General features: G+C 51.2%; 23 protein-coding genes. 19 read left to right on the forward strand and 4 right to left on the reverse strand.

Features of this window, described 5'->3' with window-relative positions; genetic code table 11:
* Nucleotides 1-864 (forward strand): DNA gyrase C-terminal beta-propeller domain-containing protein (locus tag Q0499_RS01190; RefSeq protein ID WP_299195083.1); only part of this gene is annotated, 864 nt, incomplete at its 5' end.
* A gap of 387 nt (nt 865-1,251) precedes the next feature.
* Nucleotides 1,252-2,931 (forward strand): 30S ribosomal protein S1, encoded by a 1,680-nt coding sequence (rpsA, locus tag Q0499_RS01195; protein WP_299195086.1) that lies wholly within the window; start codon nt 1,252-1,254, stop codon nt 2,929-2,931.
* 273 nt (nt 2,932-3,204) lie between these two features.
* Here rpsA and Q0499_RS01200 read toward each other — a convergent pair whose 3' ends face one another.
* The 4 genes from Q0499_RS01200 to Q0499_RS01215 form a co-directional block, all read right to left on the reverse strand.
* A complete protein-coding gene (locus tag Q0499_RS01200) occupies nt 3,205-4,842 on the reverse strand; it encodes a methyl-accepting chemotaxis protein (RefSeq protein WP_299195089.1) in 1,638 nt (545 codons plus the stop codon).
* Between the two features lie 319 nt (nt 4,843-5,161).
* A complete protein-coding gene (locus tag Q0499_RS01205; protein ID WP_299195092.1) occupies nt 5,162-5,785 on the reverse strand; it encodes a LysE family translocator in 624 nt (207 codons plus the stop codon).
* 58 nt (nt 5,786-5,843) lie between these two features.
* Nucleotides 5,844-6,614, reverse strand: coding sequence for a sulfite exporter TauE/SafE family protein (locus Q0499_RS01210; protein WP_299195096.1), 771 nt, complete (start codon nt 6,612-6,614; stop codon nt 5,844-5,846).
* Nucleotides 6,615-6,729: 115 nt separating this feature from the next.
* Entirely contained in the window at nt 6,730-8,226 is a 1,497-nt protein-coding gene (locus Q0499_RS01215; RefSeq protein ID WP_299195098.1) for a hypothetical protein, read from the reverse strand.
* A 155-nt stretch (nt 8,227-8,381) separates the two neighbouring features.
* Here Q0499_RS01215 and Q0499_RS01220 point away from each other — a divergent pair, with 155 nt between their 5' ends.
* The 17 genes from Q0499_RS01220 (at nt 8,382) to Q0499_RS01300 (ending at nt 24,992) form a co-directional block, all read left to right on the forward strand.
* Entirely contained in the window at nt 8,382-9,638 is a 1,257-nt protein-coding gene (locus Q0499_RS01220; RefSeq protein ID WP_299195101.1) for a glutamate-5-semialdehyde dehydrogenase, read from the forward strand.
* A gap of 6 nt (nt 9,639-9,644) precedes the next feature.
* Entirely contained in the window at nt 9,645-10,310 is a 666-nt protein-coding gene (gene nadD, locus Q0499_RS01225) for a nicotinate-nucleotide adenylyltransferase (RefSeq protein WP_299195104.1), read from the forward strand.
* Between the two features lie 6 nt (nt 10,311-10,316).
* Nucleotides 10,317-10,667 (forward strand): ribosome silencing factor, encoded by a 351-nt coding sequence (gene rsfS / locus Q0499_RS01230; RefSeq protein WP_299195107.1) that lies wholly within the window; start codon nt 10,317-10,319, stop codon nt 10,665-10,667.
* A gap of 85 nt (nt 10,668-10,752) precedes the next feature.
* A complete protein-coding gene (rlmH, locus tag Q0499_RS01235) occupies nt 10,753-11,220 on the forward strand; it encodes a 23S rRNA (pseudouridine(1915)-N(3))-methyltransferase RlmH (RefSeq protein WP_299195110.1) in 468 nt (155 codons plus the stop codon).
* A gap of 32 nt (nt 11,221-11,252) precedes the next feature.
* Nucleotides 11,253-13,187: a penicillin-binding protein 2 gene (mrdA, locus tag Q0499_RS01240; protein WP_299195113.1), complete on the forward strand. Its 1,935-nt coding sequence runs from the start codon at nt 11,253-11,255 to the stop codon at nt 13,185-13,187.
* Nucleotides 13,180-14,316, forward strand: coding sequence for a rod shape-determining protein RodA (gene rodA / locus Q0499_RS01245; RefSeq protein ID WP_299195116.1), 1,137 nt, complete (start codon nt 13,180-13,182; stop codon nt 14,314-14,316). The genes mrdA and rodA overlap by 8 nt, the downstream gene beginning before the upstream one ends.
* A gap of 142 nt (nt 14,317-14,458) precedes the next feature.
* Entirely contained in the window at nt 14,459-15,496 is a 1,038-nt protein-coding gene (mltB, locus tag Q0499_RS01250; RefSeq protein WP_299195118.1) for a lytic murein transglycosylase B, read from the forward strand.
* Between the two features lie 3 nt (nt 15,497-15,499).
* Nucleotides 15,500-16,345, forward strand: coding sequence for a septal ring lytic transglycosylase RlpA family protein (locus Q0499_RS01255; RefSeq protein ID WP_299195121.1), 846 nt, complete (start codon nt 15,500-15,502; stop codon nt 16,343-16,345).
* Nucleotides 16,346-16,466: 121 nt separating this feature from the next.
* Complete coding sequence (locus Q0499_RS01260) at nt 16,467-17,636, forward strand: D-alanyl-D-alanine carboxypeptidase family protein (protein ID WP_299195124.1); 1,170 nt, start codon at nt 16,467-16,469, stop codon at nt 17,634-17,636.
* Between the two features lie 62 nt (nt 17,637-17,698).
* Nucleotides 17,699-18,556: an aminotransferase class IV gene (locus Q0499_RS01265; RefSeq protein ID WP_299195127.1), complete on the forward strand. Its 858-nt coding sequence runs from the start codon at nt 17,699-17,701 to the stop codon at nt 18,554-18,556.
* Nucleotides 18,557-18,573: 17 nt separating this feature from the next.
* Nucleotides 18,574-18,855 (forward strand): DUF493 family protein, encoded by a 282-nt coding sequence (locus Q0499_RS01270; protein WP_299195130.1) that lies wholly within the window; start codon nt 18,574-18,576, stop codon nt 18,853-18,855.
* Entirely contained in the window at nt 18,855-19,526 is a 672-nt protein-coding gene (gene lipB, locus Q0499_RS01275) for a lipoyl(octanoyl) transferase LipB (protein WP_299195132.1), read from the forward strand. The genes Q0499_RS01270 and lipB overlap by 1 nt, the downstream gene beginning before the upstream one ends.
* A complete protein-coding gene (gene lipA, locus Q0499_RS01280) occupies nt 19,519-20,523 on the forward strand; it encodes a lipoyl synthase (protein WP_299195135.1) in 1,005 nt (334 codons plus the stop codon). Before lipB ends, lipA begins: the two co-directional genes overlap by 8 nt.
* Nucleotides 20,523-21,458, forward strand: coding sequence for a lysylphosphatidylglycerol synthase domain-containing protein (locus Q0499_RS01285; protein WP_299195138.1), 936 nt, complete (start codon nt 20,523-20,525; stop codon nt 21,456-21,458). Before lipA ends, Q0499_RS01285 begins: the two co-directional genes overlap by 1 nt.
* A 97-nt stretch (nt 21,459-21,555) precedes the next feature.
* Nucleotides 21,556-22,590 carry a glycosyltransferase family 2 protein gene (locus Q0499_RS01290; RefSeq protein ID WP_299195141.1) on the forward strand — a complete coding sequence of 345 codons (1,035 nt, stop codon included), beginning with the start codon at nt 21,556-21,558 and terminating at the stop codon, nt 22,588-22,590.
* Entirely contained in the window at nt 22,550-24,160 is a 1,611-nt protein-coding gene (locus tag Q0499_RS01295; protein WP_299195144.1) for a glycosyltransferase family 39 protein, read from the forward strand. Before Q0499_RS01290 ends, Q0499_RS01295 begins: the two co-directional genes overlap by 41 nt.
* On the forward strand, nt 24,135-24,992 hold the full coding sequence (locus Q0499_RS01300) for a phosphatase PAP2 family protein (protein ID WP_299195146.1): 858 nt from the start codon (nt 24,135-24,137) through the stop codon (nt 24,990-24,992). The genes Q0499_RS01295 and Q0499_RS01300 overlap by 26 nt, the downstream gene beginning before the upstream one ends.
* Nucleotides 24,993-25,022 lie beyond the last annotated feature (30 nt).

Below are 25,022 nucleotides of genomic sequence, written 5' to 3' on the forward strand. Positions count from 1 at the left end.
GAGTACGGTGATGATCGTCGTTCACCTATCGTCGCCCGCGAAGAAGCGAAAGTGATGGATGAGAAAGCACTGCTGACCGCCGAACCGATTACCGCTGTTATTTCGAAGCAGGGCTGGATTCGTTCGGCGAAAGGTCATGATATTGATCCTGAAGGGTTGAGCTATAAATCTGGCGACGGCTTTAAGCTAGCCTGTCCCGGGCGGATGAATCAGCCGATTATACTCATGGATAGCACCGGCCGGGCTTACTCCCTTGAAGCCCATACTCTGCCTTCAGCACGGGGCCAGGGTGAGCCAATTACCGGTAAACTAACCCTGCCAAAAGGTGCTACGATTGATGGGGCTATCGCCGGTAAAGACAGCGATGCGGTATTGCTGGCGTCGGATGCCGGTTACGGTTTTGTCACCAAAATTGCCGATATGACTAGTAAAACCCGTACCGGTAAAGCGACTCTGACCCTGCCTAACGGCGCTAAGGGGATGGCACCGATGGCGCTGCGGAATAAGGACACTGATCTGTTAGTCGCAGTGACTAATGAGGGGCGGATGCTGGTGTTCCCGGTGCAGGAACTGCCTGAGCTGGGTCGCGGTAAGGGGAATAAAATTATCAACATCCCGTCTGCAAGAGCCGCGTCCCGAGAGGAGTTACTGGTTGCACTGGTGACCCTGTCGCCGGAAGATACCTTGCAGGTTAACTCCGGTCGTCAGCACCTGAAGATGAAACCATCCGATCTGGAACACTACCGGGGCGAGCGTGGCCGGCGGGGCAATAAGTTGCCACGGGGTTATCAGCGGGTCGATTCTCTGGATGTGATTGCCAACGCTTCGGTCGCCACCGAGTCGGATTCTGAGGCTGATGAGTGATTAGTCGACAGGCGTAAGAACTCGATAGGTGTAAGCACTGGCTAGTCGTAAGAACTCGATAGTCGTAAGAGCTAACAGGGGGCACGTGTCCCCTTTTTTGTGTCTCGACGCTGCCGTTATATGATTCAGATAATATCGCTGTACCCTCGTATGGGATGGCGCAAATACCGGTTTAATCTTTAAAATTACTAATTGATTACTACATTTACTTTCTTCTTGATGCAGTAATCTGTAAAATACTGCGCCTAACCCTCTCCTGAATGATTGTTTTTTAGTCAGTCTCTGCAATCGCTCAGGATAATTAAACTGCCCTGTATCAACTGACAATACAGGTATGACCCCCTGCGAACACCCGCAATATATGGTGTTCGTTGTATAGGAAAACGCATGACCGAAAGCTTTGCTGACTTATTTGAAGAATCCCTTGAACTCGTTGCTATGGTGCCAGGCACCCTCGTTATGGGTGAAGTTATCGACATCGATAGTGACTGGGTTACTGTAAACGCTGGCCTGAAATCTGAGGCAGTTATTGCCCGCAGCCAGTTCCTTAACGACGCCCAGGAACTTGAGGTTCAGGTGGGTGACATGGTTAAGGTTACCCTGGAAAGCGTTGAAGATGGTTCCGGTGAGACTCGTCTGTCCCGTGAAAAAGCGAAGCGCGCTGAGTCCTGGGGTGTTCTGGAAACTGCATTCGAAGCTGAAGAAACTGTTAAAGGTTACATCAGCGGTACTGTTAAAGGTGGCTTCACCGTTACCGTTAACAAGATCAATGGCTTCCTGCCAGGCTCACTGGTAGATGTCCGTCCGGTTAAGAACGTTGACCACCTTATCGGTCAGGAACTGGAATTCAAACTGATTAAGCTGGACCAGAAGCGTGACAACATCGTTGTTTCTCGTCGCGCAGTACTGCAAGAAGCTAACAGCGCTCAGCGCGATGAGCTGCTGGGTACGCTGGAAGAAGGACAGCAAGTTAAAGGTTACGTTAAGAACCTGACCAACTACGGTGCATTCGTAGATCTGGGTGGTGTTGACGGTCTGCTGCACATCACTGACATGGCGTGGAAGCGTATCTCTCACCCTAGCGATATGCTGACTCCGGGTGATGAGATCACTGTTCAGATCATCAAGTTCGACAAAGAGACTAACCGTCTGTCTCTGGGTCTGAAACAGCTGAACGAAGATCCTTGGGCGTCTATCCTGGCTCGTTTCCCTGCCGGTACTAAGGTTCCTGCACGTGTCACTAATCTGACTGATTACGGCTGCTTCGCATCTATCGAAGATGGCGTTGAAGGTCTGATCCACGTGTCTGAAATGTCCTGGACTAACAAAAACATCCATCCTTCTAAAGTTGTTCAGGTGAACGACGAAGTAGAAGTTATGGTTCTGGATGTTGATGAGAAGCGTCGTCGTATCTCTCTGGGTATGAAACAGTGCATCGCTAACCCATGGTCTACTTTTGCTGAGCAGTTCGCTGCTGGCGATAAAGTGACTGGTACTATCAAGACTATCACTGACTTCGGTATCTTCGTTGGTCTGGATAATGATCTTGACGGTCTGGTTCACATGTCTGACATCTCCTGGGATGCTGACAGCGAAACTGCGCTGCGTGAATACAAGAAAGGCGAAGAAGTTGAGGCAGTTATCCTGTCTATCGATGCTGAGAAAGAGCGTATCTCTCTGGGTATCAAGCAACTGGAAAGCGATCCTTTCTCTGAGTACGCTGCTGCCAACGATAAGAACACTATCGTTAAAGGTATCGTTAAGTCTGTAGACGCTAAAGGCGCTAACATCGAGCTGGCTGAAGGCATCGAAGGTTACCTGAAAGTGTCTGATATCAGCATTGATCGCATCGAAGATGCTTCTACTGTCCTGAAAGTAGGCGAAGAAGTTGAAGCGAAGATCATTAACCTGGATCGTCGTAACCGTTCAATCACTCTGTCTATCAAGGCTAAAGACCAGGCAGATGAGAAAGCGGCTATCAAGGCTGTTGCTGATGCTCCGGTTGAAATGGCTGGCCCAACCACTATCGGTGACCTGATCAAGGCACAGATGGAAGCTAAGAAGTAAGGCTTCTTAAGCTGATAAGCTTGAGCTAATAAAAAAGGAGCGCTGATGCGCTCCTTTTTTTGTTTTGGATTTCTCTCTCTTTCTGATGTTCAGTGTTGTTAACTGTCGAGACCGTATGGATTGTAAAGCACAGGGATAGGTGTATCGGATGGTGTTTTAACTTTCTCTGTAGAAGGGGTGAAGGTTATCCGCTGCAATGCTGTCCTTCTGGGTCAGCTATAAAAGAAGGAGCGCTAATGCGCTCCTTCTTCGTTTTATGCTTTCTGTAGTGTGTTATACGGTGAAGCGCTCTGAGATCTCTTTAAGGTGTTCAGATAGCCGTGCCAGCTCTTCACAGGTCTGGGCGATCTGATTCGCGCCCTCGGCGCTATCCATAGAGACACTGCTAATGTTGACTACATTTTGGTTGATCTCTTCAGAGACGAGGCTCTGTTCTTCAGAAGCGCTGGCGATCTGTATGGTCATCGCATTGATATGCTCGACAGCTGTGGCGATTTCATTGAGTGAGTCACCGGCTTTAAGTGTTTGCTGAACTACCTCTGAGGCTTCGTTGCTGCTGGTTTGCATCGCTTTTACTGCCGCCTTTGTTCCGGACTGAAGGCGCTCGATAACCGTAGCAATTTGCTTGGTTGATTCTGCAGTCCGACTAGAGAGGGATCGAACCTCGTCGGCAACAACCGCGAAACCACGTCCCTGCTCACCAGCACGGGCTGCTTCTATCGCTGCATTGAGAGCCAATAGGTTGGTTTGTTCAGCAATATTGTTGATTACTTCCAGCATGTTGGCAATGTTGGTGCTTTCTGCTTCCAGGGTGTGTGTTAGTTCTGCTGAGTCTGCTAAGCGTTGAGAAAGTGTTTGTACGGCGGATATTGTTGCTTCGACCACTTGTCTGCCTGTTTTTGCGGCATCGGCTGCGTCGCTGGAAGCGGTTGCTGCTTGCTGAGTGTTCTGTGCGACTTCATAAACCGTAGCGGTCATCTCGGTCATTGCTGAGGCAACCTGTGCGGTGTCATCCTGCTGTTGCGTCATGCCTCTGCTGGTTTGTGCTGTGGTCGCTGAGAGCTCCGTTGCTGAGCTGGCTACCTGGGATGTGGCCGCAGTTAGCTCCAGTATCAGTTCATGGAAGCTGGCCATCATGCTGTTGAATGCCTCACCCATCTGGCCAAACTCATCACGGCTATGAATCTCTGATCGAAGCGTCAGGTCTTTGTTGGTGGCGGCATCTGTGATGATGCCCGTTAGGCTTTTAACAGGATCGGTGATCGCTTTGGCTACCAGTGTTGATACTATCCCGGTAATAATGAGGGCAAATGCCAGTATTTCCATTTCGAGCCAGAACTCATGCCAGAACCTTTCTGAAATATCGTCTGTGTATTCGCCGGTAGCCAGCACCCATCCCCACTGAGTGTTTAGGCGTCCATAGGCTAGTTTCGATGCTGCTTCCTTCGAGCCAGGCTTAATCATCTCATACTCCATGAAACCGCCGGCGGTGCTTGCTTGTGCTTTGCTGAGGAGTGTTTGTGAGATTTTCTGACCATTGGCATCGGTCATGTTAGCGACATTTGTACCTTCAATCTTAGGATTGGCTGGGTACATCAGCATATTATGTCTAGTGTCGACGACGTAAAAATAGGTGTCTTCGCCATATCTGAGAGTACGTATCAGTTCCAGTGCTTCCTGTTTGGCTTCTTTTTCTGTCTTTCGGCCAGATTGAATCAGTTGCTGCTCATGTAAGATCAGTGAATAGGCAACTTCGGTCAGTCGTTGAATTTCAGACTTTCTTTCGGTGTAAAGGTCGTCTTCCAGTTGGAGGAGTGAGAAAGAAACCATTCCAACCAAACTGATGACAGTGATGATGACAAGTAATAAGACTTTGGCGCGCACGCTGATGTTACGTAATAGCTGATTCATGTATTACCCCACGTTTATACATAAATGTATGGAGAAGCGATCCCTTATGAGTTTAAAGGTTGAAAGCTTCCAGCTATCCCCGTGTTGAAGCAAAAATTTTTTAGTTCTACGCTAATAGGTGATCTTTGGATTTATTGGTCTTCATTAAGATTTTGATTCATAGAGTTTGAGCGATGATTCAACAGACTTCATTAATACTTAATTTATATGAGGGTATGTAAAAAGGGAATCAGCATAGTGTGATTTCCCTCATTGTGAGTACTAAAGGTTGTTATGGGGGCAATTGGCGGGCTGTTTTCGGATCATTATCCGGACGGGCTTAACTGCGACGTGTTAACAGCAGACCTAGCCCTGCGCATGCGAGAAAGGTTGCACAGCTACGATTAAATATCTCTTTTTTTTGTGGGTTGGCAAACCATTGGCGCAGATAGAGACCGAACAGGGCATAGATGGCGATGGCAACCCATTCCAGTAGGAGGAAAGTGCTTCCAAGTTGCGAGAACTGTAACTCGGTATTGCCGCCTGGATTGATAAACTGCGGCAGAAACGCTGTAAAGATCAGGATCGCTTTCGGGTTGCCGGCGGCGAGTAGGAACTCCTGCTGCATCAGTTCAAACTGTTTTTTATCTCCCTGTGTCTGAGCTGTGTCGCTGTTCGCTGTATCAGCTGTCCAGAGCTTAAACGCCAGCCAAAACAGGTAACAGGCGCCAATAACTTTTATCATCATAAAAACAATTTCAGATGTGTGTAGGATGACTGCAAGGCCGGTTGCTGCGAGGAAGATCATTCCTGCGAACGCGATCAATCGTCCTGCTCCGGCAAAGAACGCGCTTTGAAATCCATAGCGTGTTGCGTTGTTCATCGCCATCAGATTGTTCGGCCCGGGGGACATGTTCAGTGCAAAGCATGCGGGAATAAACAGCAGTAGCGTCATTATATCCATAATTCTAACCTGTCATTGAGAGGTATTGAGTGCCCGGTTGTATTGTTGGATCAGGTGCTTATAGGTACACATCGTAGAAAAAATACAGGGTGATACCGATGCTGGCAACAATAACAAAATGACGCACCCGTTGCTGAGGCAGTTTTCGCGATAAGTGTGCCGCAACATAGCCGCCAAGAACCGTTCCTGCAAGGACGATAGAGCCTTCATACCAGGCGATAACGCCATCATAGATAAACAGCGCAATAGCGATCAGCGAAACAAAGGTTGAGATCAGTAACTTCAGACCATTCATCCGGTTGATGTCGGTATGCCCGGCCAGTGCCAGGTAGCTGAGCGCGATGATGCCTAAACCCGCATTGAAGAATCCGCCATAAAGGCACACGCCAAGCAGCAGGAGTGTAAGTAGTGTGGCTGCTGCAGTCGAAGCGTGGCGATGTTGAGTTCCCAGTTGTTTGAGTGCCCGGTTCAGCTGTCCGCCGAAGATAAATAGCAGGGTGGCAAATAGTAGTAGCCAGGGGACTGCTGCTTCAAAAGAGGCTTCAGGTGTCTGCAGTAGCAGCCATGCGCCGCAGATACCGCCGATAAGGCTGATGATGATAAAACGGGGGAGTTGATCTTTAATCTCCAGAAGGTCTTTTCTGAACGCCCAGGCGCCGCTCATATAGCCTGAACAGGATGCAAATGTGTTGGTGGCGTTGGCGCTGATAGGCGGGACGCCTGCCAACAGCAGTGCCGGGAAGGTAATAAAACTGCCGCCACCGGCTATGGAGTTCAGCACTCCGCCGAGAAGTCCGGCGGTAAACAGCATTATTAGGTCAGTAAACATAGTTGCGCCTTATCGGTAATCAGTCAGCTGAGCATAGGGGAGAGTGGAGTTGCATGACAGATACAGCCTTGCTGCAATTAACCATAAATCTGTATGGTTGTCGTTCGCTGGAGTGTCAGGGGAATAGCTTGTTCAGCAGGTGGCGGGCCTGTTTGTCCAGAAGCTTTTGGTAGTTGTCGTTGACTGACTTTATCAGAACTTTGTCCTCCTCTGCCCGGACAATATTCGCTCCGGCCAGCAGGCTGACCTTAAGATCGGGTGCTTCGCTGAGTGCTGTGTGGGTAATCAGTTCATTACTGTCTGTGCTGTGGGTCAGATAACGGGCTTCTTCCTGCATGCGGGATAGCTTTTTATAGTGGCCGCGCACCAGCGCCATATGCAGGTTAAGTACGGGTTTAAAGCTGCGAATGCGCTGCTGGTTGAAGAGTTTGTACAAACGGTTAAATAATTGGCTTGCACAGATCGCATTAATGCCGTGTGAGTCATCCTTGTGGGGTTTCAGGAACGCCAGTTGCAAGTCGCCGTTGTCCAGTCTGGTTGCGTCGCCCTGATAGATGGCGATCACCATGTCCAGCATGCGGTAGTAGTATTCCTGGAGTTCCTGCAGCTCTTCGTGGCGAAGATTGTCGGAATGGCCTGACGCGAGGTCTAGATAGAGCAGATAGCCCGCTGCTTCCGCTGCAACAATCAGCTCAAGCTCCTGCTCAAAGGCGTAGAGATCGAGCTGAACCTCATGCGGACTGTTTGCAAACAGAGGGTTGTGTGTTTTTTTGCGTGGTTGTGGTTCCAGGTTGGTCTCTTCAATGATGGTGTTTTCATCTGCATCGGTAAGCAGGTACTCAGTTTCAGCCCTTGGCTTGTGATCAGAAAAGGGGGCAAAGCCAGGCATGTGCGGCGCATCTTCGTCGGGTCGTAGCAGGTCAACTAATAGTTCCGGATGACTGTTGTGCTGTTGTTCCGGTGTGCTGGCGGCGTCGCGGGAGTCTGGCGCTGATGGCGATTGCGGTTGTGGCCAGGTGAGCGCTGTCGGGTCTGCGTCCGGGATGCTTTTGGCTGGTGGGTTCTTGTGGGGTGCGTCAGGCGCGACATCCGCGATTGCGTTGCGGTTCAGGGTAAACCAGCAACCTGCAAGCGCTGCGATAGCGGTCATCAGTGCCAGAAAAACGGCCTGTACCAGCAGGGCGTTGAGGGTGGTTTTACTCGCTTGTGGGTTCAGGTATAGCTCAAGAATAGCGAGGGTCTCATCCTGCTGTCGGATCAGCACATCCTGCTTAATCAGATTGTCCTGTTTTATATCGCCAGCCCGGCCCAGTAACCGGTCTTTTGTATCGGTGAGGACAATTGCATCGACGTGAGGTTGTTTCACCAGTTGATTGAGAACGAAGTTAAGACTGACGCTATCACCTGCCATTAGTGCAGGCTTGATCATGGTGACCGTTTGCTGGCCGAGTAGCTCGCCCTGTTGTCGGGTTTGTAGTTGAGCTGTTTTATTGGCTACAACCGAAAGATAGATGCCAGATAAGAGAATGCCTGCGAGTAAAATAAAGGCAAGCGTGATCATCAGCCGGGTGCGCTGATTGATCATGGCTGTGAAGCGTTGCGGTGTATCCATATTCCGACGGCTAATATTCCCGGGCAGTAGAGCTTGCAGATGATAGCAGCTTAGTTACGCTGCAAAAACGGCTTTTTTTCTGTTTTGCTTTCTCTGTCGATGACCCCCGCTGTCGGGCGGGTTATAATGCCCGGTCTCGACGGAGCAGGAAGGTTATGAACGTTAAACAATACATGGCAGAACTGGGTCAGCAGGCGCGTATCGCGTCCCGCGAAATTGCCAAAGCTGATACCGGAACAAAGAACCGCGCTTTGCTGGCGATGGCGGACGCTATTGATGCGTCCCGTGAAAAGCTGGTGGCGGCGAATGCTGAGGATCTGCAGCAGGGCCGTGCCAAAGGCCTTGATGATGCGATGCTGGATCGTCTGGAGCTGAAACAGTCGCAGATTGATACCATGATCGAAGGTTTACGCCAGGTTGCTGCTCTGCCCGATCCGACCGGCGCGATCACCGATATGAATTATCTGCCCAGCGGCATTCAGGTGGGCAAGATGCGTGTGCCACTCGGGGTAATCGGTATTATTTATGAATCCCGTCCGAATGTGACCGTGGAAGCCGCCAGTCTGTGCCTGAAATCCGGCAACGCGACTATTCTGCGGGGTGGATCTGAAGCGATTCACAGTAATGCGGCGGTTGCCGAGTGTATTCAGGCCGGTCTTAAGGCTGCGGGTCTACCCGAGAATATCGTTCAGGTTGTCAAAACCACTGACCGTGAAGCGGTCGGTGAGCTGATCACCATGCCTGAATATGTCGATGTCATCGTACCCCGTGGCGGCAAAGGTCTGATTGAGCGGGTGAGTCGTGACGCCAAGGTGATGGTAATCAAGCATCTCGATGGCATCTGTCATGTCTATATTGATGAAGATGCGGATAAAACCAAAGCGATCAATGTCGCTATTAATGCGAAAACCCACCGCTATGGCACCTGCAACACGATGGAAACCCTGCTGGTGCATGAAGCCCGTGCGGCCGAGATTCTGCCTGAGCTGGCGGAACGTTACCAGGCAATCGGGGTTGAACTGCGTGGCTGTGAAAAAACCCGTCAGCTGCTGCCAAATATTATCGCGGCCACCGAGCAGGACTGGGAAACTGAGTACCTGGCACCGATTTTGTCGATCAAACTGGTTAGCAGTATGGCTGAGGCGATTGAGCATATTAATCACTATGGCTCGCATCATACTGACTCTATTATTACTGAGAACTATACCAAGTCGCGCAGTTTTCTGCGGGAAGTGGATTCCAGTTCGGTGATGGTGAATGCTTCGACTCGTTTTGCGGATGGCTTTGAATATGGCCTGGGTGCTGAGATCGGTATCTCTACCGATAAGATCCATGCCCGTGGCCCGGTGGGCCTTGATGGCCTGACTTCGCAAAAGTATGTGGTGCTGGGTGACGGCCATATTCGTCAGTAACGCTGAATGAGCGAATCCGTTAAAGTCTTCATGGGTGGAACCTTCGATCCCATCCATAATGGACATCTGCGCACCGCGCTTGAAATTCAACAATGGCTGGGGGTGAAGCAGGTCACTCTTATGCCCTCCAAAGCTCCGGTGCATCGCAAACAACCCGAGCGAACCGGCCAGCAACGTCTGGACATGGTTCGCCTGGCGGTGGCGGATGAGCCGGCTCTGGTTGCCGATAACCGGGAGGTTATCTCGGCTGATGCTTCCTATACTGTACTGACACTGGAGTCTTTTCGGCGGGAGCTGGGAGCGGACGTGCCGATCTGTATGATACTGGGTATGGATGCCTACCTGTCGCTGCCAAAGTGGGATCGCTGGCAGGAACTACTGAAACTTTGTCATATCGTGGTGGTTAAACGGCCAGGATGGATCTATGAGCCCTGCGAGCAGATGCAACAGGTGAGCAGGATTCATGAGCTGGACGATATTGACGCAATGCTGCAATACCCCGCGGGTCATGTGATTTTTCGTGAACTGACGCCGTTGGGCATTTCTGCCACCCAGATCAGAGAGCTGATCAGGGGTGGGCGCTCACCCCGTTATCTGATACCAGATGCGGTTTGGGGTTATATAAAACAAAACAGGCTCTATAATTTTGAGCAACATAATGAAGGTAAATAATTACTAATGGAAATGGATCAGATGATCATCGCTGTACGTGAAGCCCTTGATGATATGAAAGCGCGGGATATTGTCGAGATTGATGTGACTAATAAATCAACCGTGACAGACCGGATGGTGATAGCCAGCGGAACCTCTAAGCGTCATGTGATGTCAATAGGACAGCATGTGCAGGAAGAGATGAAGCACCAGGGGTTAATGCCGCTGGGGATTGAAGGACTGGACACCGGTGACTGGGTGCTGGTGGATCTGGGTGATCTGGTGGTACACGTGATGATGCCCGATGCGCGTAGTTTCTACGATCTGGAAAAACTCTGGGGTTATGACGAAGAAGTCGAGCAGGATACAGCACATTAATAACTGCTGTAACTGAAGATGACTGACGTTTGAGTGGATATCGATATCCCTCGCCAGACAGGGTTAAAGGAAACTGGTTTTTAGCATGAAAATACGCCTTATCGCCGTAGGTACCAAAATGCCTGGCTGGGTTACCGAAGGGTTTAATGAGTATCTGAAACGATTGCCAAACGAGTTTTCACTGGAACTGGTGGAGATTCCTCTTGGGCATCGGGGTAAAGGGGCGGACCTGGCTCGTGCGAAGCGTCAGGAAGGCGAACTGATGCTGGCCGCCATCCCCAAAGGTGACCGGGTCATTGCGCTTGAGGTGGGCGGCAGAAACTGGAGTACCGAGCAGTTGGCGGAACAGGCTGAACAGTGGCAGATGTCCGGACAAAATGTCTGCCTGCTGGTTGGCGGCCCTGATGGGCTGGCGCCGGAGTGTGTTGCTATCGCCGATCAGAAATGGTCGCTTTCAGGGCTGACTATGCCGCATCCGCTGGTGCGTATCCTGCTGGCGGAGCAGTTATACCGGGCCTGGAGTATCCTGCAGGGCCATCCCTATCATAAATAATCTGTTAGACAGACCAGTGAAGAATAGCTTAAATGTCAGCGTTTGATAGTCTGAAAGACCATACAAAAGAGGGACGGGTGTTCCTCTCACGCGCGCTGATCGCTTTTGTCATCGTTCTGCTGCTGATCGGACTGCTGATCGGCCGTCTCTACTACCTGCAAGTCATTCAGCATGATCAGCTGGCGGCGGTTTCTGATGATAACCGGATTCAGTTGCAGCCCGTCGCACCCACCCGTGGGCTTGTTTACGATCGCAATGGCACTTTGTTAGCGGATAACCGTCCCAGTTACAGTATTACGCTGCTGAAAGAGAAAGTGGGCGACCTTGAACATACGCTTGCTGAGCTACAAAAACTGATACCGATTACCGATAGAGAAGTTGAATTATTCCGTAAACGTCTGCAACAGCGCCGTCGACCTTATGAAACGGTGCCGCTGCGATTTCGCCTGACCGATGATGAGATCGCCCGCATTGCGGTGAACTATCAGCGCTTGCCCGGGGTTCAGGTGGAAGCAGATCTGATTCGCTACTATCCCTTCGGGGCGAGCCTGGTGCATGCACTGGGCTATGTTGGCCGGATTAATGAGAAAGAACTGAAACGGGTCGATCCAAAAAATTATAGCGCTACACACTACATCGGTAAGCTGGGCATTGAGCGGTTTTATGAGCCTTTGTTGCATGGTGAAGTTGGTTATCAAAAGGTTGAAACCAATGCCCGGGGGCGAGTGATGCGGGTGCTTGAACAAACGGATCCGATACCCGGTAAAGATATTGTCCTGTACCTGGATATTCGTTTACAGCAGGCAGCTGAAAAGCTGGTTGAGGGGCTACGTGCTGCGATTGTGGTTATCGATCCGAAAACCGGTGGGATTCTTGCGCTGGTTAGCAATCCGGGTTATGACCCCAACCTGTTTGTTACCGGTATCAGCACCCAGGACTACAAAGATCTGCGGGAGTCACCGGATCTGCCGCTCTTTAACCGGGCGTTGCGAGGGCAATATCCACCGGGGTCAACCATTAAGCCGATGGTCGCTATGGGGGTGATTGACAGTGGGGTCGTGAGTCCAACCCATACTGTTTTTGATCCGGGCTTCTATACCCTCACTAATGGTGGGCGACGCTATCGGGATTGGAAACGGGGTGGTCATGGCACTGTTGATCTGGATATGGCGATCTATCAATCCTGCGATGTCTGGTTCTACGATGTGGCTAATCGCGCCGGAGTGGATATTATATCCGATTATCTCGGTCGGTTTGGTTTTGGCCAGGTTACCAGTCTTGATCTGCCTGAAGCGCTGTCAGGTATTCTGCCGTCAAAAGAGTGGAAGAAAAAAACCGGTAGGGGATCGTGGTTTTCCGGTGACAGCCTCAATCTGAGTATTGGTCAGGGGTGGATGCTGGCAACACCGTTACAGCTGGCAACTGCTTCAGCAGTCATGGCCAATCGCGGCCAATGGAAACAGCCGCGAATGCTCAAAGGTGTGGTGAAACATAACAAACATAAAATCGACCAGGTTGTTGAAGATGATGTGGTTGAGATCAGTGGGTTGGAAGGGACCTCAGCGGTATTGCCCGATATCCATCTGAAAAGTAACCAATATTGGAAACGCATTATCGATGCCATGGTCGCTGTGGTTCATGGTCCCAGAGGGACTGCCCGTAAAATTGGTCATGGGCTGGATTTTCAGATTGCCGGTAAAACCGGTACTGCTCAGGTCGTTGGGATAAAGCAGGATGAGATCTACGATGCCGAAAGCATGGCTGAGCGTCATCGGGATCACGCACTCTTTATCGCTTTTGCGCCCGCTGATGATCCGGAGATTGCGGTATCGGTGATAGTTGAAAATGGCGGTGGAGGTTCCAGTACCGCCGCGCCGATAGCGCGGGATGTGATCGACGCATTTATGGCGCTGAAACAGCAAGATGCGGAGCAGGACAAGTTGGCAGGAGTACCGACCGATGGCTGATTTTCAGCGCACCATGCCTGATGCTCAGCCGCACCTGGCTCGCCGTCGGGGGCTGTGGTCATATACCCGTCTGGATGCCTGGCTGCTGCTGCTTATTCTGCTGCTCTGTGGTTACGGATTGCTGGTACTGTATAGTGCTTCCGGTGGCGATATGGGCTATGTGATCCGCCAGGCAATTCGTATGGGGACCGGTTTGGTTGTTATGACCGTCTTCGCACAGTTGCGGCCGCAGTTATTTGCCCGCTGGGCACCGGCGATGTATGTCATCTCTCTGGGGTTGCTGCTGGCGGTGCTGTTAGTGGGGGTTGGCGCTAAAGGGGCGCAGCGATGGATTGCGTTACCGGGGTTTCGTTTTCAGCCTGCTGAAATTGTCAAACTGGTGTTGCCGCTGATGGTTGCCTGTTATCTGGCAAACCGGCCATTGCCGCCCAGCTTTCGTCATATCCTGATCTCCCTGGTGCTGATCTTCGTACCGGTGGTGCTGATTATGAAGCAACCTGACCTTGGGACATCATTACTGATTGCCGCGTCGGGGGTATTTGTGTTGCTGCTATCAGGCATCTACTGGCGTTATATTTTTGGCGCTCTGGCGGTCGCTGCAGCGGGTTTGCCCGGGTTGTGGATGGTGATGAAGGATTATCAGAAGCAGCGGGTACTGACCTTTCTCGATCCTGAAAGTGACCCCCTTGGGGCTGGCTGGAATATCATTCAGTCGAAAGCCGCTATAGGCTCGGGTGGTATTGAAGGCAAAGGCTGGATGCTGGGAACGCAGTCGCAACTGGATTTTCTGCCGGAAAGTCATACTGACTTCATTATCGCTGTCATGGGTGAAGAGCTGGGAATGATTGGCATATTGGTGTTGCTGTTTATCTATGTGTTAATTATCGCCCGTGGGTTGGTCATTGCGACCAAAGCGCAGGATAGTTTTGGTCGCCTGGTGGCCGGCAGTGTGACGCTGACCTTTTTTGTCTATGTGTTTGTGAATATCGGTATGGTGAGTGGCATTTTGCCGGTGGTGGGAGTGCCGCTGCCGTTGGTTAGTTACGGCGGCACATCGATTGTGACCCTGATGGCCGGTTTTGGTTTGTTGATGTCGGTACAGGCGCACCGGCAGATGATTAGTCATTAAGAAGATGGGTTAAATAAACATAATAACTCAGCGGTTTTGTTCTGGTGCGAGTGTGATAAAGTCGTGATTCAGCTGAGGTGCGTGTAGTGCAGCTCAATCGTTTAAGGAATGCCAGGCTGTTAGGCAAATAGGGTAGGGTGATATGTTCAGAACTAGATTTACAGGCTTGCTGGCAGGCGTTGTGCTGAGTACCGGTTTGGTATGGGGTGTTGCGGTTGCGGCCGATGATACCCGTGGCTATGCAGATCACCCTGCTGCTCAGGAGTTCATCTCAAATATGGTGAGCGAAGGCTTCGATGAAGATGAGGTCAGGGCGGTACTGGGGTCTGCTGAACGTCAGGAGGGTATTCTTAAAGCGATCTCCCGTCCGGCGGAAAAACGTCTCAACTGGGGCGAGTATCGTAATATCTTTCTACGGGATAAACGGATCAATCAGGGCGTTGAGTTCTGGAACGAATATGACGCAGCTCTGGAACGGGCCGAAAAAACATACGGTGTTCCAGCAGAAATTATTGTAGCGATTATCGGTGTTGAAACCCGATATGGACGCAACATGGGTAGCTACCGGGTGGTTGATGCATTATCGACACTGGGTTTTGATTATCCTCCTCGTGGGAAATTCTTTCAGGGGCAGTTAAAAGAGTATTTTTATCTTCTGCGTGAAGAAAATGTAGATCCGTTCAGTTTGAAAGGCTCTTATGCTGGAGCGATGGGCTTTGGTCAGTTTATACCCAGCAGCTTCCGAAACTTTGCTATCGATTTTGATGGCGACGGTAAAAAAGATATCTGGAACAACCCTGTGGATGCGATTGGCAGTGTCGCCAACTACTTCAGTGCCCACGGTTGGAAAGCCGGAGAGCCGGTGCGTACTAACGTAGTGATGGAGCAGTTGGCAGAAGAAGACTGGATAAATGCCGGTCTGAAGCCAGAACTGACCCTCGCGCAGTGGTCAGAGAGAGGAATTCGTACGCGTACAGACCTGAATGCTGAGAATGAAGCGACTTTGATTCGGCTGGAAACTGAAGGTGAGTTTCAGTACTGGTTTGGGTTGCACAATTTTTACGTGATTACGCGCTATAACCACAGCCGTTTATATGCAACGGCAGTGTTTGAACTAAGTCAGGCCGTGATTGAAAAGCGTAAACAGACTGTGAGCCAGTCAACTGGAACGGCAGGCTAATTGATGAGGCGCCTAATCCCCTGTCTGATAACGCTGTCGTTGATAGCTATCCTGGCGGGCTGCTCTTCTGCACCCACCGGGCGTTATGCTGTAGAGAAGGATTACGGACCCTCAGCCAGTGTCGATGTTTCTCATGTGCCCGATGCTGTGCCCAGAGTTGAACCTAAAAGTCGTGGCGGTAATAAAAGCCCCTATACCGTGTTAGGTAAAAGCTATTCAGTGATGGCCTCGAGTAGTGGCTATAAAGAGCGTGGTGTCGCGTCCTGGTATGGTAAGAAATTTCATGGGCATCTGACCTCCAATGGCGAAACCTATAATATGTACGGCATGAGTGCCGCACATAAATCCCTGCCGCTGCCCAGTTATGTTCAGGTGACTAATCTCAGGAATGGCAAGCGGGTGATCGTTCGGGTAAATGACCGGGGGCCATTTCATGGTGGGCGGATCATTGATCTTTCCTATGCGGCAGCATCCAAGCTGGACATGCTCGGCGGCGGAACCGCCAATGTTGAGGTTGAAGCGATCGATCCACGTACCTGGGGCAACTCCTCAGGTGCCGCTGTTGCTGCAGGAACGCGTGCGTTAGCTCCGCCGGATACCGTTAACTCTGCGGTCGGCGCGCGGTACTTGCAGGTCGGAGCCTTCGGGCTGGAAGCAACCGCAGTTGAGGCAAAACAGCAGTTGCAAACGATGCTGCCTGGGTATCAGGTCAGAATTGTGCCGCTTCAGCTACAGGATCGCACACTCTACCGGGTGCAGGTCGGACCGGTACAACTGAATGCGAATCTGGCTGAGTTGGTTTCAAGGGTTGAAGCCGCAGGCTATCTTCGTCCACATTTGGTAGACTAGGCAGCATTAAAACGATTTGCTAAAGGAAACCGCTGACTATTGGCCGAACCTTTAGACTATTTGTAGGTCTCAGCTGTATCTGGACCCTCTGTAACCGTAAAAAAAGTACCTATAAAACACTATGATTAGAAAATTTGCTTTTCGCTCTCTATTGATTCGCTTGTTGTTTCTCTCGATCTGTTTTTCCTCACTGTCTGTGCAGGCGGCAAAGATTACCCCAGCTCCTCCTCAGGTGGCTGCCCGGGCGTATATCGTTATGGATGCTGATACGGGTAAAGTTATTATGGCCAGTCGGGAGGAGGAACGCTTCCCCCCTGCCAGTCTCACCAAGATGATGACCAGCTATATCCTTGAGGGTGAACTGTCTAAAGGTAATGTTAGTAAAACCGACCTGGTGCCGATATCGGTAAAAGCCTGGCGTGCGCCGGGGTCACGGATGTTCATTAAGGAAGGCACCCAGGTACTACTGAATGACCTGTTGAAAGGGATTATTATCCAGTCGGGTAATGATGCCAGCGTAGCTGTAGCAGAGTATATCGCCGGGAGTGAGGCGGCCTTCGCGGATATGATGAATCAGCATGCGGCGCAACTGGGAATGAAAAACAGCCACTTTATGAACGCCACCGGCTTGCCTGCAGAAGAGCATTACTCTTCTGCTTATGACCTGGCAATCCTGGCCCAGGCTATCATTAATAAATACCCTGAAGAGTATGGCGTCTATTCAGAAAAATATTTTACCTATAACAAGATTCGTCAGCCAAACCGCAATAAGCTGTTGTGGCGGGATGACTCTGTTGATGGTCTGAAGACCGGACATACCGATGCCGCAGGCTTCTGTCTGGTGGCGTCAGCTAAGCGTGATGGGATGCGCCTGATTACGGTCGTCATGGGGACTAGCAGTGAAGAAGCGCGGGCGCAGGAAAGTCAGAAACTGCTGGCGTATGCGTTCCGCTATTTCCGTACCCATAAGCTCTATGATGCCGGTCAGGTGCTGGAAACCGCTAAAGTGTGGGCTGGCAAGCAGGATCAGCTGAAAGTTGGTCTGGAAAATGCGATGGCGATCACTATTCCCCGGGGTGAGGGCGAGCAGCTGCAGGCGGTACTGGATCTGGATAAGGTGATCAAAGCACCGATCGAAAAAGGCCAGAGTTTTGGTACCCTGAAAGTGATGATTGAGGATAAAGTGGTTGCTGAGGCGCCCGTCATCGCATTGGAAAGTATTGCTGAAGCGGGACTGTTGCAACGCATCTGGGATGCCATTGCACTATTCTTCTATAATCTGATCAACTGACCCTGGGGTTCTGATGAATAGGTGCCCGGACTTAGTATATGAGTTCGGGCATCTGTCGTTAAATGAAGATGAAAACAGTATTTCTGAACGGCGAGTTTATCGCGGAAGACCAGGCTAAAATATCCGTTTTTGATCGGGGGTTTCTGTTTGGCGATAGCGTATATGAAGTGATTCCGTTCTATCGGGGCCAGGGGTTTCGGCTGGATGAGCATCTGCAACGACTGGAGTACAGCCTGCGGGCGTTACAGATTAACGCAGAGTATGACTGGAAAACTATTCTGACCCATCTGGTTGAACTGAATGGTGGGGGTAATCTGTCCGTGTATCTGCAGATTAGCCGGGGCAGCTCTGGCCACCGTAGTCATATCTATGATGCCGAGATGACCCCCACCGTGTTTGCCTGCTGTAGTCCGATCAAAGATATCTACGATGCCGGTCCGGACTCGGTTGCAGGCGTACGGGCAATAGTGACTGCTGATCTGCGCTGGGGCCGTTGCGATATTAAGAGCACCGGTCTGCTACCCAATATTCTTGTCATGCAACAGGCCCGCCAGGCGGGTGTGCAGGAAGCGCTGATGATTCGTGATGGTCTGCTCACCGAAGGCGCCTCCTGTAATCTGATGCTGGTGGATAAAGGGGTGATCTACACCCCCAAGCGAGGCTCGGAGATTCTCGGGGGCACGACCCGCGAGTTGATACTGGAACTGGCGGCAGAGAACGGTATTCCCACCCAGGAGGTGGATATCGATTATGAGCGTTTGATGTCTGCCGATGAGGTCTGGATCAGCAGCTCTACCCGGGCTGTAGTGCCGGTGCTGGAAATTGATGGTCAGCCGGTGGCTGACGGTAACAAAGGGCCATTATGGGCCAGAATGTTTGAACTGTTTACCCGTTATCAAAATAATCTGATGAACGGCTGAGTGATCGAGAGATAGTTATGCCACAGAAAACTGAGCAAGAAGCACCAAAGATTGAGTTCCCCTGTGCGGATTACCCGATTAAGGTGATTGGCCGCGATGGCCCGGATTTCCAGGAGGTGGTGATCGAGGTGGTGCGTATCCATGCGCCTGATCTTGATGTTACTAAAATTGAGATCCAGGGCAGCAGTAAAGGCACCTTTACTTCAATTCGCATGAAAATTACAGCTACAGGCCATGAACAGCTGAAAGCGCTGCATCAGGATCTTCTGGGCACTGGTCGCGTACAGATGGTGATGTGATGCCGGTGTCACCTCAGCCTGAAAAAATAGTGATCCGTGATCTGGGCCTGGTGGAGTATCTGCCGACCTGGCAGGCGATGCAGGATTTTACCGCGTCACGGGGTGAACACAGTGTCGATGAGATCTGGGTGCTGGAACACCATCCGGTGTTTACTCAGGGGCATGCGGGCAACGCAGAGCATCTGCTTGGCACCGGTGATATTCCGGTGGTGCAGGTTGACCGTGGCGGTCAGGTGACCTACCACGGTCCGGGGCAGTTGGTGGTTTACCTGTTGCTCAATCTGCGGCGGAAAAAGTTTGGCGTTAAAGAACTGGTCGCACGGATGGAGGCCAGTATTGTTGAGTTATTGGCAAACTATGGCGTAGAAGCCTATGCCCGGGCGGATGCGCCCGGCGTTTATGTCAATGAGGCAAAAATCTGCTCGCTGGGATTGCGGGTGCGTAAAGGCTGTTCGTTTCACGGGCTGGCCTTTAATCTGGATATGGATCTTGAACCCTTTAACCGGATCAACCCTTGTGGTTACGCCGGTATGGCTGTTACCCGATTGAAAAACCTGGTCGATACGCTCGACAGGGAATCCGTTAAGGATTCACTTACAGAAATTCTGGTGAAAAGACTCGACTATAACGAGCGCACCAATGCTAATTCGTTGGAAGGTATAGATGTCTGAGAATAGTGAAAATGTGCAAAGTGCAGCGATTGCGGTTGATAAGCCACAGCGTGCTGAAGCGGGTGTAAAGCTGCGGGGGGCGGAAAAAGTCTCGCGTATCCCGGTTAAGGTGATTCCCACCGAGCGGGACCAGATTCTGCGCAAGCCCGAGTGGTTGCGGGTATCTCTGGGTACCTCGCCCAAAGTACAGGGAATCAAAAACAAACTGCGTAAGCATAAGCTGGCATCGGTCTGTGAAGAGGCCAGCTGCCCGAATCTGGGCGAGTGCTTCAGCCATGGTACCGCCACCTTCATGATTATGGGTGATATCTGTACCCGTCGCTGTCCGTTCTGTGATGTTGCCCATGGTCGGCCAAAACCACTGCCTGAGAATGAGCCTGCCGAACTGGCTGAAGCGATTGCCGATATGGGGCTGCGCTATGTGGTGATTACCTCGGTGGATCGTGACGATCTGCGCGATGGTGGGGCAGAGCACTTTGCCCGCTGCATTACTGCGACCCGCACAGCTGTCCCATCGATTCAGGTGGAGACCCTGGTGCCGGATTTCCGTGGGCGGATGGATATCGCCCTGGATATTTTGCAGCAAACGCCGCCGGACGTGTTTAACCACAACATGGAAACCGTGCCGCGTCTGTATCGCAAGGTTCGCCCCGGTGCTGATTATCAGTGGTCATTAGAGTTGCTGCAGAAGTATAAGCAACGCTGCCCTGATGTACGGACAAAATCGGGCCTGATGGTCGGTGTGGGTGAGACCAAAGAGGAGATTATCGAGGTATTGAAAGACCTGCGGGCGCACGACGTCGATATGCTGACGATCGGTCAGTATCTGCAGCCAAGCCGCGATCACCTGCCGTTAGACCGCTATGTGACCCCGGAAGAGTTTGATGAGTATGCCCGGGTGGCAAAAGAACTGGGCTTCTCTCAGGTCGCCAGTGGCCCGCTGGTGCGCTCTTCCTACCATGCAGATCTACAGGCCAAAGGTGAAACAATCAGCTGATGCGGCGCGCTCAACTGCTTAAACTACTGCTGTCAGTGGTGATTCTGCTAATCACCCTGGCAGTGGTGGAGTATAAGATCGGCTGGTATAGCCTGCTGACCTCCTGGCAGGGATTTTCTCTGGGTACGCTGGCATTGCTGGTAGTCCTGTCGCTTTGTAGTAATGCGTTGCGGGCACTGCGGATCAAGATCAGCTTTGAACTTCCGGCCCGGCGGTATCCGCAGATGTTCTATCTCAGTACCAATCATAATCTGCTCAATAATCTGTTGCCGATGCGTACCGGTGAGGTAGCCTTTCCGGTGCTGATTAAGCGCTATTTTGGCATCGGGTTGATCAATTCATCCTCACACTTGCTGCTCTATAGGCTGCTGGATCTGGTGGCGCTGCTATCAGTCGCGGGCGTGCTGGCCCTCTGGCAGTTTAATCCGTTGGCCGCTGTGATGCTGGGGCTGATAACGGTTGTGGGTTTATTGCTATTTGATCAGGGCAAGCGTTTAGTGGTCTGGCTGCTGGGACGCTTCAGTAACCCGAAGCTGGTGAAACTGGCTCAGGCGTTCGCTGCGCTGCCAACCCGTGGTGGACATTTTGCTGCCATCGTCCTGACTACCTATGCTGTCTGGTTGACTAAATTGCTGGCCTTTCTTGGGGTGGTGCTGCAGCTGTCCCAGTTAACACTGACGCAGGCGGTAACCAGTGTGGCGATTGCTGACCTCTCCTCTATTTTGCCGATTCATGGGGTTGCCGGTTCAGGGACTTTCGAAGCCGCTTTTGTGCTGGCCGGACAGTTCTATGCCATTGATACGACTGCACTGCTTAAAGTAGCGGTGCAGCTGCATCTGTTTCTGTTGCTGATGTCATTTGTGGCCTTTGGTTTGGGCTGGCTGGTGGCGAAGGTTTTTCATCGCCAGGAGGTCTTGCAGGCAGAAACGGAATGACCTGCAATACCTGCTATGGCGGGCTTTACCTTCATATCAAAAGGGCTTTGTGATAGAGTCCGCTTACACTTTTTAATGACTTGAATTCGGATAATTTATGAAATCATTATCGATCGTCGTACCGATGTATAAAGAAGAGGATTGTGTCTTTCCGCTGGTCGAGCGGGTACATGAATGCCTCAGTGATTATGCCGGTAAGTGGGAACTTATCTGCGTCGATGATGGTAGTCCGGATAACACTGTTGCACGTCTGTACGAGGCTCAGCAACAGCGAGGTGATCATCTGCGGGTAGTGGAACTGCAGCGTAACTTTGGTCAGACCGCAGCGATGCAAGCGGGTATTGATGCGGCTCGCGGTGAAATTATTGTCACCATGGATGGCGATCTGCAAAATGATCCCGCCGATATCCAGCGGATGATCATTGAGATGGAAGAGCGCGACCTGGATATGTTACAGGGCTGGCGCAAACAGCGGGAAGATGAGTCAACCCGCAAGTTCTTCTCTCGTCAGGCTAACCGTCTGATCGCCAAAGTTACCAGCGTACGTCTGCATGACTATGGTTGCAGCCTGAAAGTGTATCGTGCCAGTGTGATTAAACAGGTACGCCTGTTTGGTGAGATGCACCGGTTTATTCCGGTCTGGGTTGCCTCGGTAACAAAGCCTTCCCGCATTGGTGAAACCGTGGTTGATCATCATGCCCGTCAGTTTGGCGAATCTAAATACGGTTTGTCACGCACCTTCCGGGTTATCCTTGATCTGTTGGTGGTGTTCTTCTTCCTCAAATTTAAAGCGCGTCCGGGACATTTCTTTGGCTATCTGGGCCTGGGTATGGGGGTTGTCGGGTCGCTGATTATGACCTGGCTCATGATGGTGAAGCTGTTTCTGGGTGAAGATATTGGTAGCCGGCCACTGTTTATGATCGGCATCTTCCTGCTGGTAGTTTCGCTGCAGTTTATCACCACCGGTGTACTGGCCGAAATGATGTCGCGGATCTTCTTTGAAACCTCGAACACTCGTGGTTATACCCTGCGTGAAAAGCTAAATAATGATGATGAAGGGCGTTGGTATACGCAACAGCCCGATGTAACGGATGAGACCTCTGCGCATGACGCCGACTCTGCGCCAAAGTAACCTGCTCCATTACGGACTGCTGTTCGCCGCACTCTTTTTTGCTTTCTTTTGGAATATCTGGGGCTTCCCTCTTTTCGATCTGGATGAGGGCGCCTTTTCCGAAGCAACCCGGGAGATGCTGGCTAACAGTAATTTTGCCGCAACCTATCTGGATGGCGAGCCCCGTTATGACAAACCCATACTGAGTTACTGGTTTCAGGCGCTCAGTGTTTCACTGTTTGATCTGAGCGAATTCTCCCTGCGATTGCCCTCTGCTATCGCTGCAAGTTGCTGGCTGCTGGTGTGTTACCGTTTTGCCCTTCAGCAATGGAACCGTACTACCGCGTTGTATGCGGTGCTGATCATGGCGAATACGCTCTGGATCGGCATTATCGGTAAAGGTGCTATTGCCGATGCTTGGTTAAACCTGTTTCTTACTCTCACTGTTCTTGATATCTGGCGTTACTGGCAGCAGCCAGATGAGCGGTCGCGTTTTCTGTTGCTGCGTGTTTATCTTTGGATGGCACTGGGGCTGCTTACCAAAGGCCCGGTAGCGGTGCTGATTCCGTTGCTGGTCAGCGGTATATTCTTTGTTTTTCAGGGACAGTGGCGACGTTGGCTGACAGCTATCTTCTATCTGCCGGGCTGGGTCCTGTTGCTACTTATACTGACGCCCTGGTTATGGCTGGTGTATCAGGATCAGGGCGTGGGGTTCTTTAAAGGATTTCTGCTGGATCACAACGTTAACCGCTTTAGTGATACCCGCGAAGGTCATGGGGGTAAGCTCTGGTATTATCTCATCGCCCTGCCATTGGTGTTACTGCCCTTTAGTTCAGCATTGTTTACACTGCTGCGCAGCCTGCGAGAGTATTGTAAGGACTCACTTACACTCTATCTCATGATATGGCTGGGTGTGGTGTTTGTGCTTGTGTCGGTTTCCGGTACTCAGCTACCTCACTATGTAGTCTATGGTATCTCTGGCTTGTTGCTGCTGTTTGCCCGTTATCGCGAGTTACTGTTCCGTAGTTGGGGATTGGTGTTTCCGGTAGTGTTCTTCATCCTCATGCTGGCGCTGCCCTGGATTCTTGAGTCTGCCGCAGGCAGTAGTCGTAAAATTTATGAGCAGGAGATGCTGGGGCGGGTTTGGGATGTGGTTGGTACACCCTATCTGATCGCCAGCATTGTCGCGCTGATATTGGTTCTGGGGATAGCCATTACCCCGAAACTGGAAAAGCCGGTTAAGTATGTCACTATCGGTTTCATTCAGACCCTGTTTGTCTTTAATTTCTTTATTCAGGTGATGGCCGGTCTGCAACAGTTACCGGTGCAGGAAGCTGCCTATATCGCTAAAGCCCGGGAAGGTCAGTACGTGGTCGCCTTTGGTTTGCATATGCCAACGTTTAGTGTTTATCGGGATGCGATTACACCGAACGAGAAAAACCCCAAGCCGGGAGACGTTATCTTTACCGATGCCGATAACCTGCTTAAGTTACAGCAACGTCATCCCGATGCAGTGTTAACTGAACTGTTCAACAAAGGCGGAATCCGTCTGGTGGAGTGGCAAGATGCGAAGCCTGCGGGAACAGATTAACAATACGTTTATTGTTGCTGGGCTATCCGTGCAGCTGAAAAGCTCACAGCAACAGTTTTTGGCCCGCAATGACGTTGCCGCACTAAAGCAGCTAATGCTGGTGGCGGCGGGCTTGCTGATAACCGCTTTATTGCTCTGGATTACCGCCGGGTATCATGGCGCGTTTCACCTGTTAAATCAGTTTACTCCGGCCTTTCCTGAGGCCTTTTGGCAGATCATCACGTTTATGGGTGACACCACTTTGGCACTGACGCTGGCATTGATTATCGCCCGGAGAAATCCGGCGATCCTCTGGGTGATCTTTATCGCTGCAATATATGGAACACTGGTGACTCATGGCCTGAAAAATCTGTTTGGTGCGGGTCGGCCTCCGGTTGAGCTGGTGGCCGGTGAGTACAATCTGGTGGGTAAAGCCTTCAGAAACGGTAGCTTTCCTTCTGGTCACTCACTAACCGCTTTTGTCTTCGTCTCAATCGCTTATTACTTCTTTACTCAGCCGTTGCTGCGCCGCGCTCTGCTGCTATTGGGTGGGCTGGTCGCATTAAGTCGGGTGATGGTAGCGGCTCACTGGCCGGTGGATATATTGGTAGGCAGTGCCTTCGGTATCCTGGTTGCGGTAGCCGCTGTTAAGACTGCAGAACGATTAAGCTTTGGCTTTAAGCCGTCGATGCACCTCTTTATTGTGTTTCTGTTGCTGGTAGCTGCCCTGATGATTATGAGTGGCCATGATGGCGGTTACTCTGAAGCTCTCCTTTTTGGCAAGTTGATCGCCTTTTCTGCGCTCATGGTATTTATTACCGAATATTTCTATCCGGGGCGTAAATCACCTTGAGCTTAAGCTGCACTGCAGCTCGTATGTATT

Origin of the sequence: uncultured Amphritea sp., from assembly GCF_937127095.1 — a bacterium.
Lineage (GTDB): Bacteria > Pseudomonadota > Gammaproteobacteria > Pseudomonadales > Balneatricaceae > Amphritea.

What these genes read in the sequence shown, in the direction of transcription:
- rpsA (WP_299195086.1), top strand. Translation starts at nt 1,252, where the DNA reads ATGACCGAAAGCTTTGCTGACTTATTTGAAGAATCCCTTGAACTCGTT.
- Q0499_RS01200 (WP_299195089.1), bottom strand. Translation starts at nt 4,842, where the DNA reads ATGAATCAGCTATTACGTAACATCAGCGTGCGCGCCAAAGTCTTATTA.
- Q0499_RS01205 (WP_299195092.1), bottom strand. Translation starts at nt 5,785, where the DNA reads ATGGATATAATGACGCTACTGCTGTTTATTCCCGCATGCTTTGCACTG.
- Q0499_RS01210 (WP_299195096.1), bottom strand. Translation starts at nt 6,614, where the DNA reads ATGTTTACTGACCTAATAATGCTGTTTACCGCCGGACTTCTCGGCGGA.
- Q0499_RS01215 (WP_299195098.1), bottom strand. Translation starts at nt 8,226, where the DNA reads ATGGATACACCGCAACGCTTCACAGCCATGATCAATCAGCGCACCCGG.
- Q0499_RS01220 (WP_299195101.1), top strand. Translation starts at nt 8,382, where the DNA reads ATGAACGTTAAACAATACATGGCAGAACTGGGTCAGCAGGCGCGTATC.
- nadD (WP_299195104.1), top strand. Translation starts at nt 9,645, where the DNA reads ATGAGCGAATCCGTTAAAGTCTTCATGGGTGGAACCTTCGATCCCATC.
- rsfS (WP_299195107.1), top strand. Translation starts at nt 10,317, where the DNA reads ATGGAAATGGATCAGATGATCATCGCTGTACGTGAAGCCCTTGATGAT.
- rlmH (WP_299195110.1), top strand. Translation starts at nt 10,753, where the DNA reads ATGAAAATACGCCTTATCGCCGTAGGTACCAAAATGCCTGGCTGGGTT.
- mrdA (WP_299195113.1), top strand. Translation starts at nt 11,253, where the DNA reads ATGTCAGCGTTTGATAGTCTGAAAGACCATACAAAAGAGGGACGGGTG.
- rodA (WP_299195116.1), top strand. Translation starts at nt 13,180, where the DNA reads ATGGCTGATTTTCAGCGCACCATGCCTGATGCTCAGCCGCACCTGGCT.
- mltB (WP_299195118.1), top strand. Translation starts at nt 14,459, where the DNA reads ATGTTCAGAACTAGATTTACAGGCTTGCTGGCAGGCGTTGTGCTGAGT.
- Q0499_RS01255 (WP_299195121.1), top strand. Translation starts at nt 15,500, where the DNA reads ATGAGGCGCCTAATCCCCTGTCTGATAACGCTGTCGTTGATAGCTATC.
- Q0499_RS01260 (WP_299195124.1), top strand. Translation starts at nt 16,467, where the DNA reads ATGATTAGAAAATTTGCTTTTCGCTCTCTATTGATTCGCTTGTTGTTT.
- Q0499_RS01265 (WP_299195127.1), top strand. Translation starts at nt 17,699, where the DNA reads ATGAAGATGAAAACAGTATTTCTGAACGGCGAGTTTATCGCGGAAGAC.
- Q0499_RS01270 (WP_299195130.1), top strand. Translation starts at nt 18,574, where the DNA reads ATGCCACAGAAAACTGAGCAAGAAGCACCAAAGATTGAGTTCCCCTGT.
- lipB (WP_299195132.1), top strand. Translation starts at nt 18,855, where the DNA reads ATGCCGGTGTCACCTCAGCCTGAAAAAATAGTGATCCGTGATCTGGGC.
- lipA (WP_299195135.1), top strand. Translation starts at nt 19,519, where the DNA reads ATGTCTGAGAATAGTGAAAATGTGCAAAGTGCAGCGATTGCGGTTGAT.
- Q0499_RS01285 (WP_299195138.1), top strand. Translation starts at nt 20,523, where the DNA reads ATGCGGCGCGCTCAACTGCTTAAACTACTGCTGTCAGTGGTGATTCTG.
- Q0499_RS01290 (WP_299195141.1), top strand. Translation starts at nt 21,556, where the DNA reads ATGAAATCATTATCGATCGTCGTACCGATGTATAAAGAAGAGGATTGT.
- Q0499_RS01295 (WP_299195144.1), top strand. Translation starts at nt 22,550, where the DNA reads ATGAGACCTCTGCGCATGACGCCGACTCTGCGCCAAAGTAACCTGCTC.
- Q0499_RS01300 (WP_299195146.1), top strand. Translation starts at nt 24,135, where the DNA reads ATGCGAAGCCTGCGGGAACAGATTAACAATACGTTTATTGTTGCTGGG.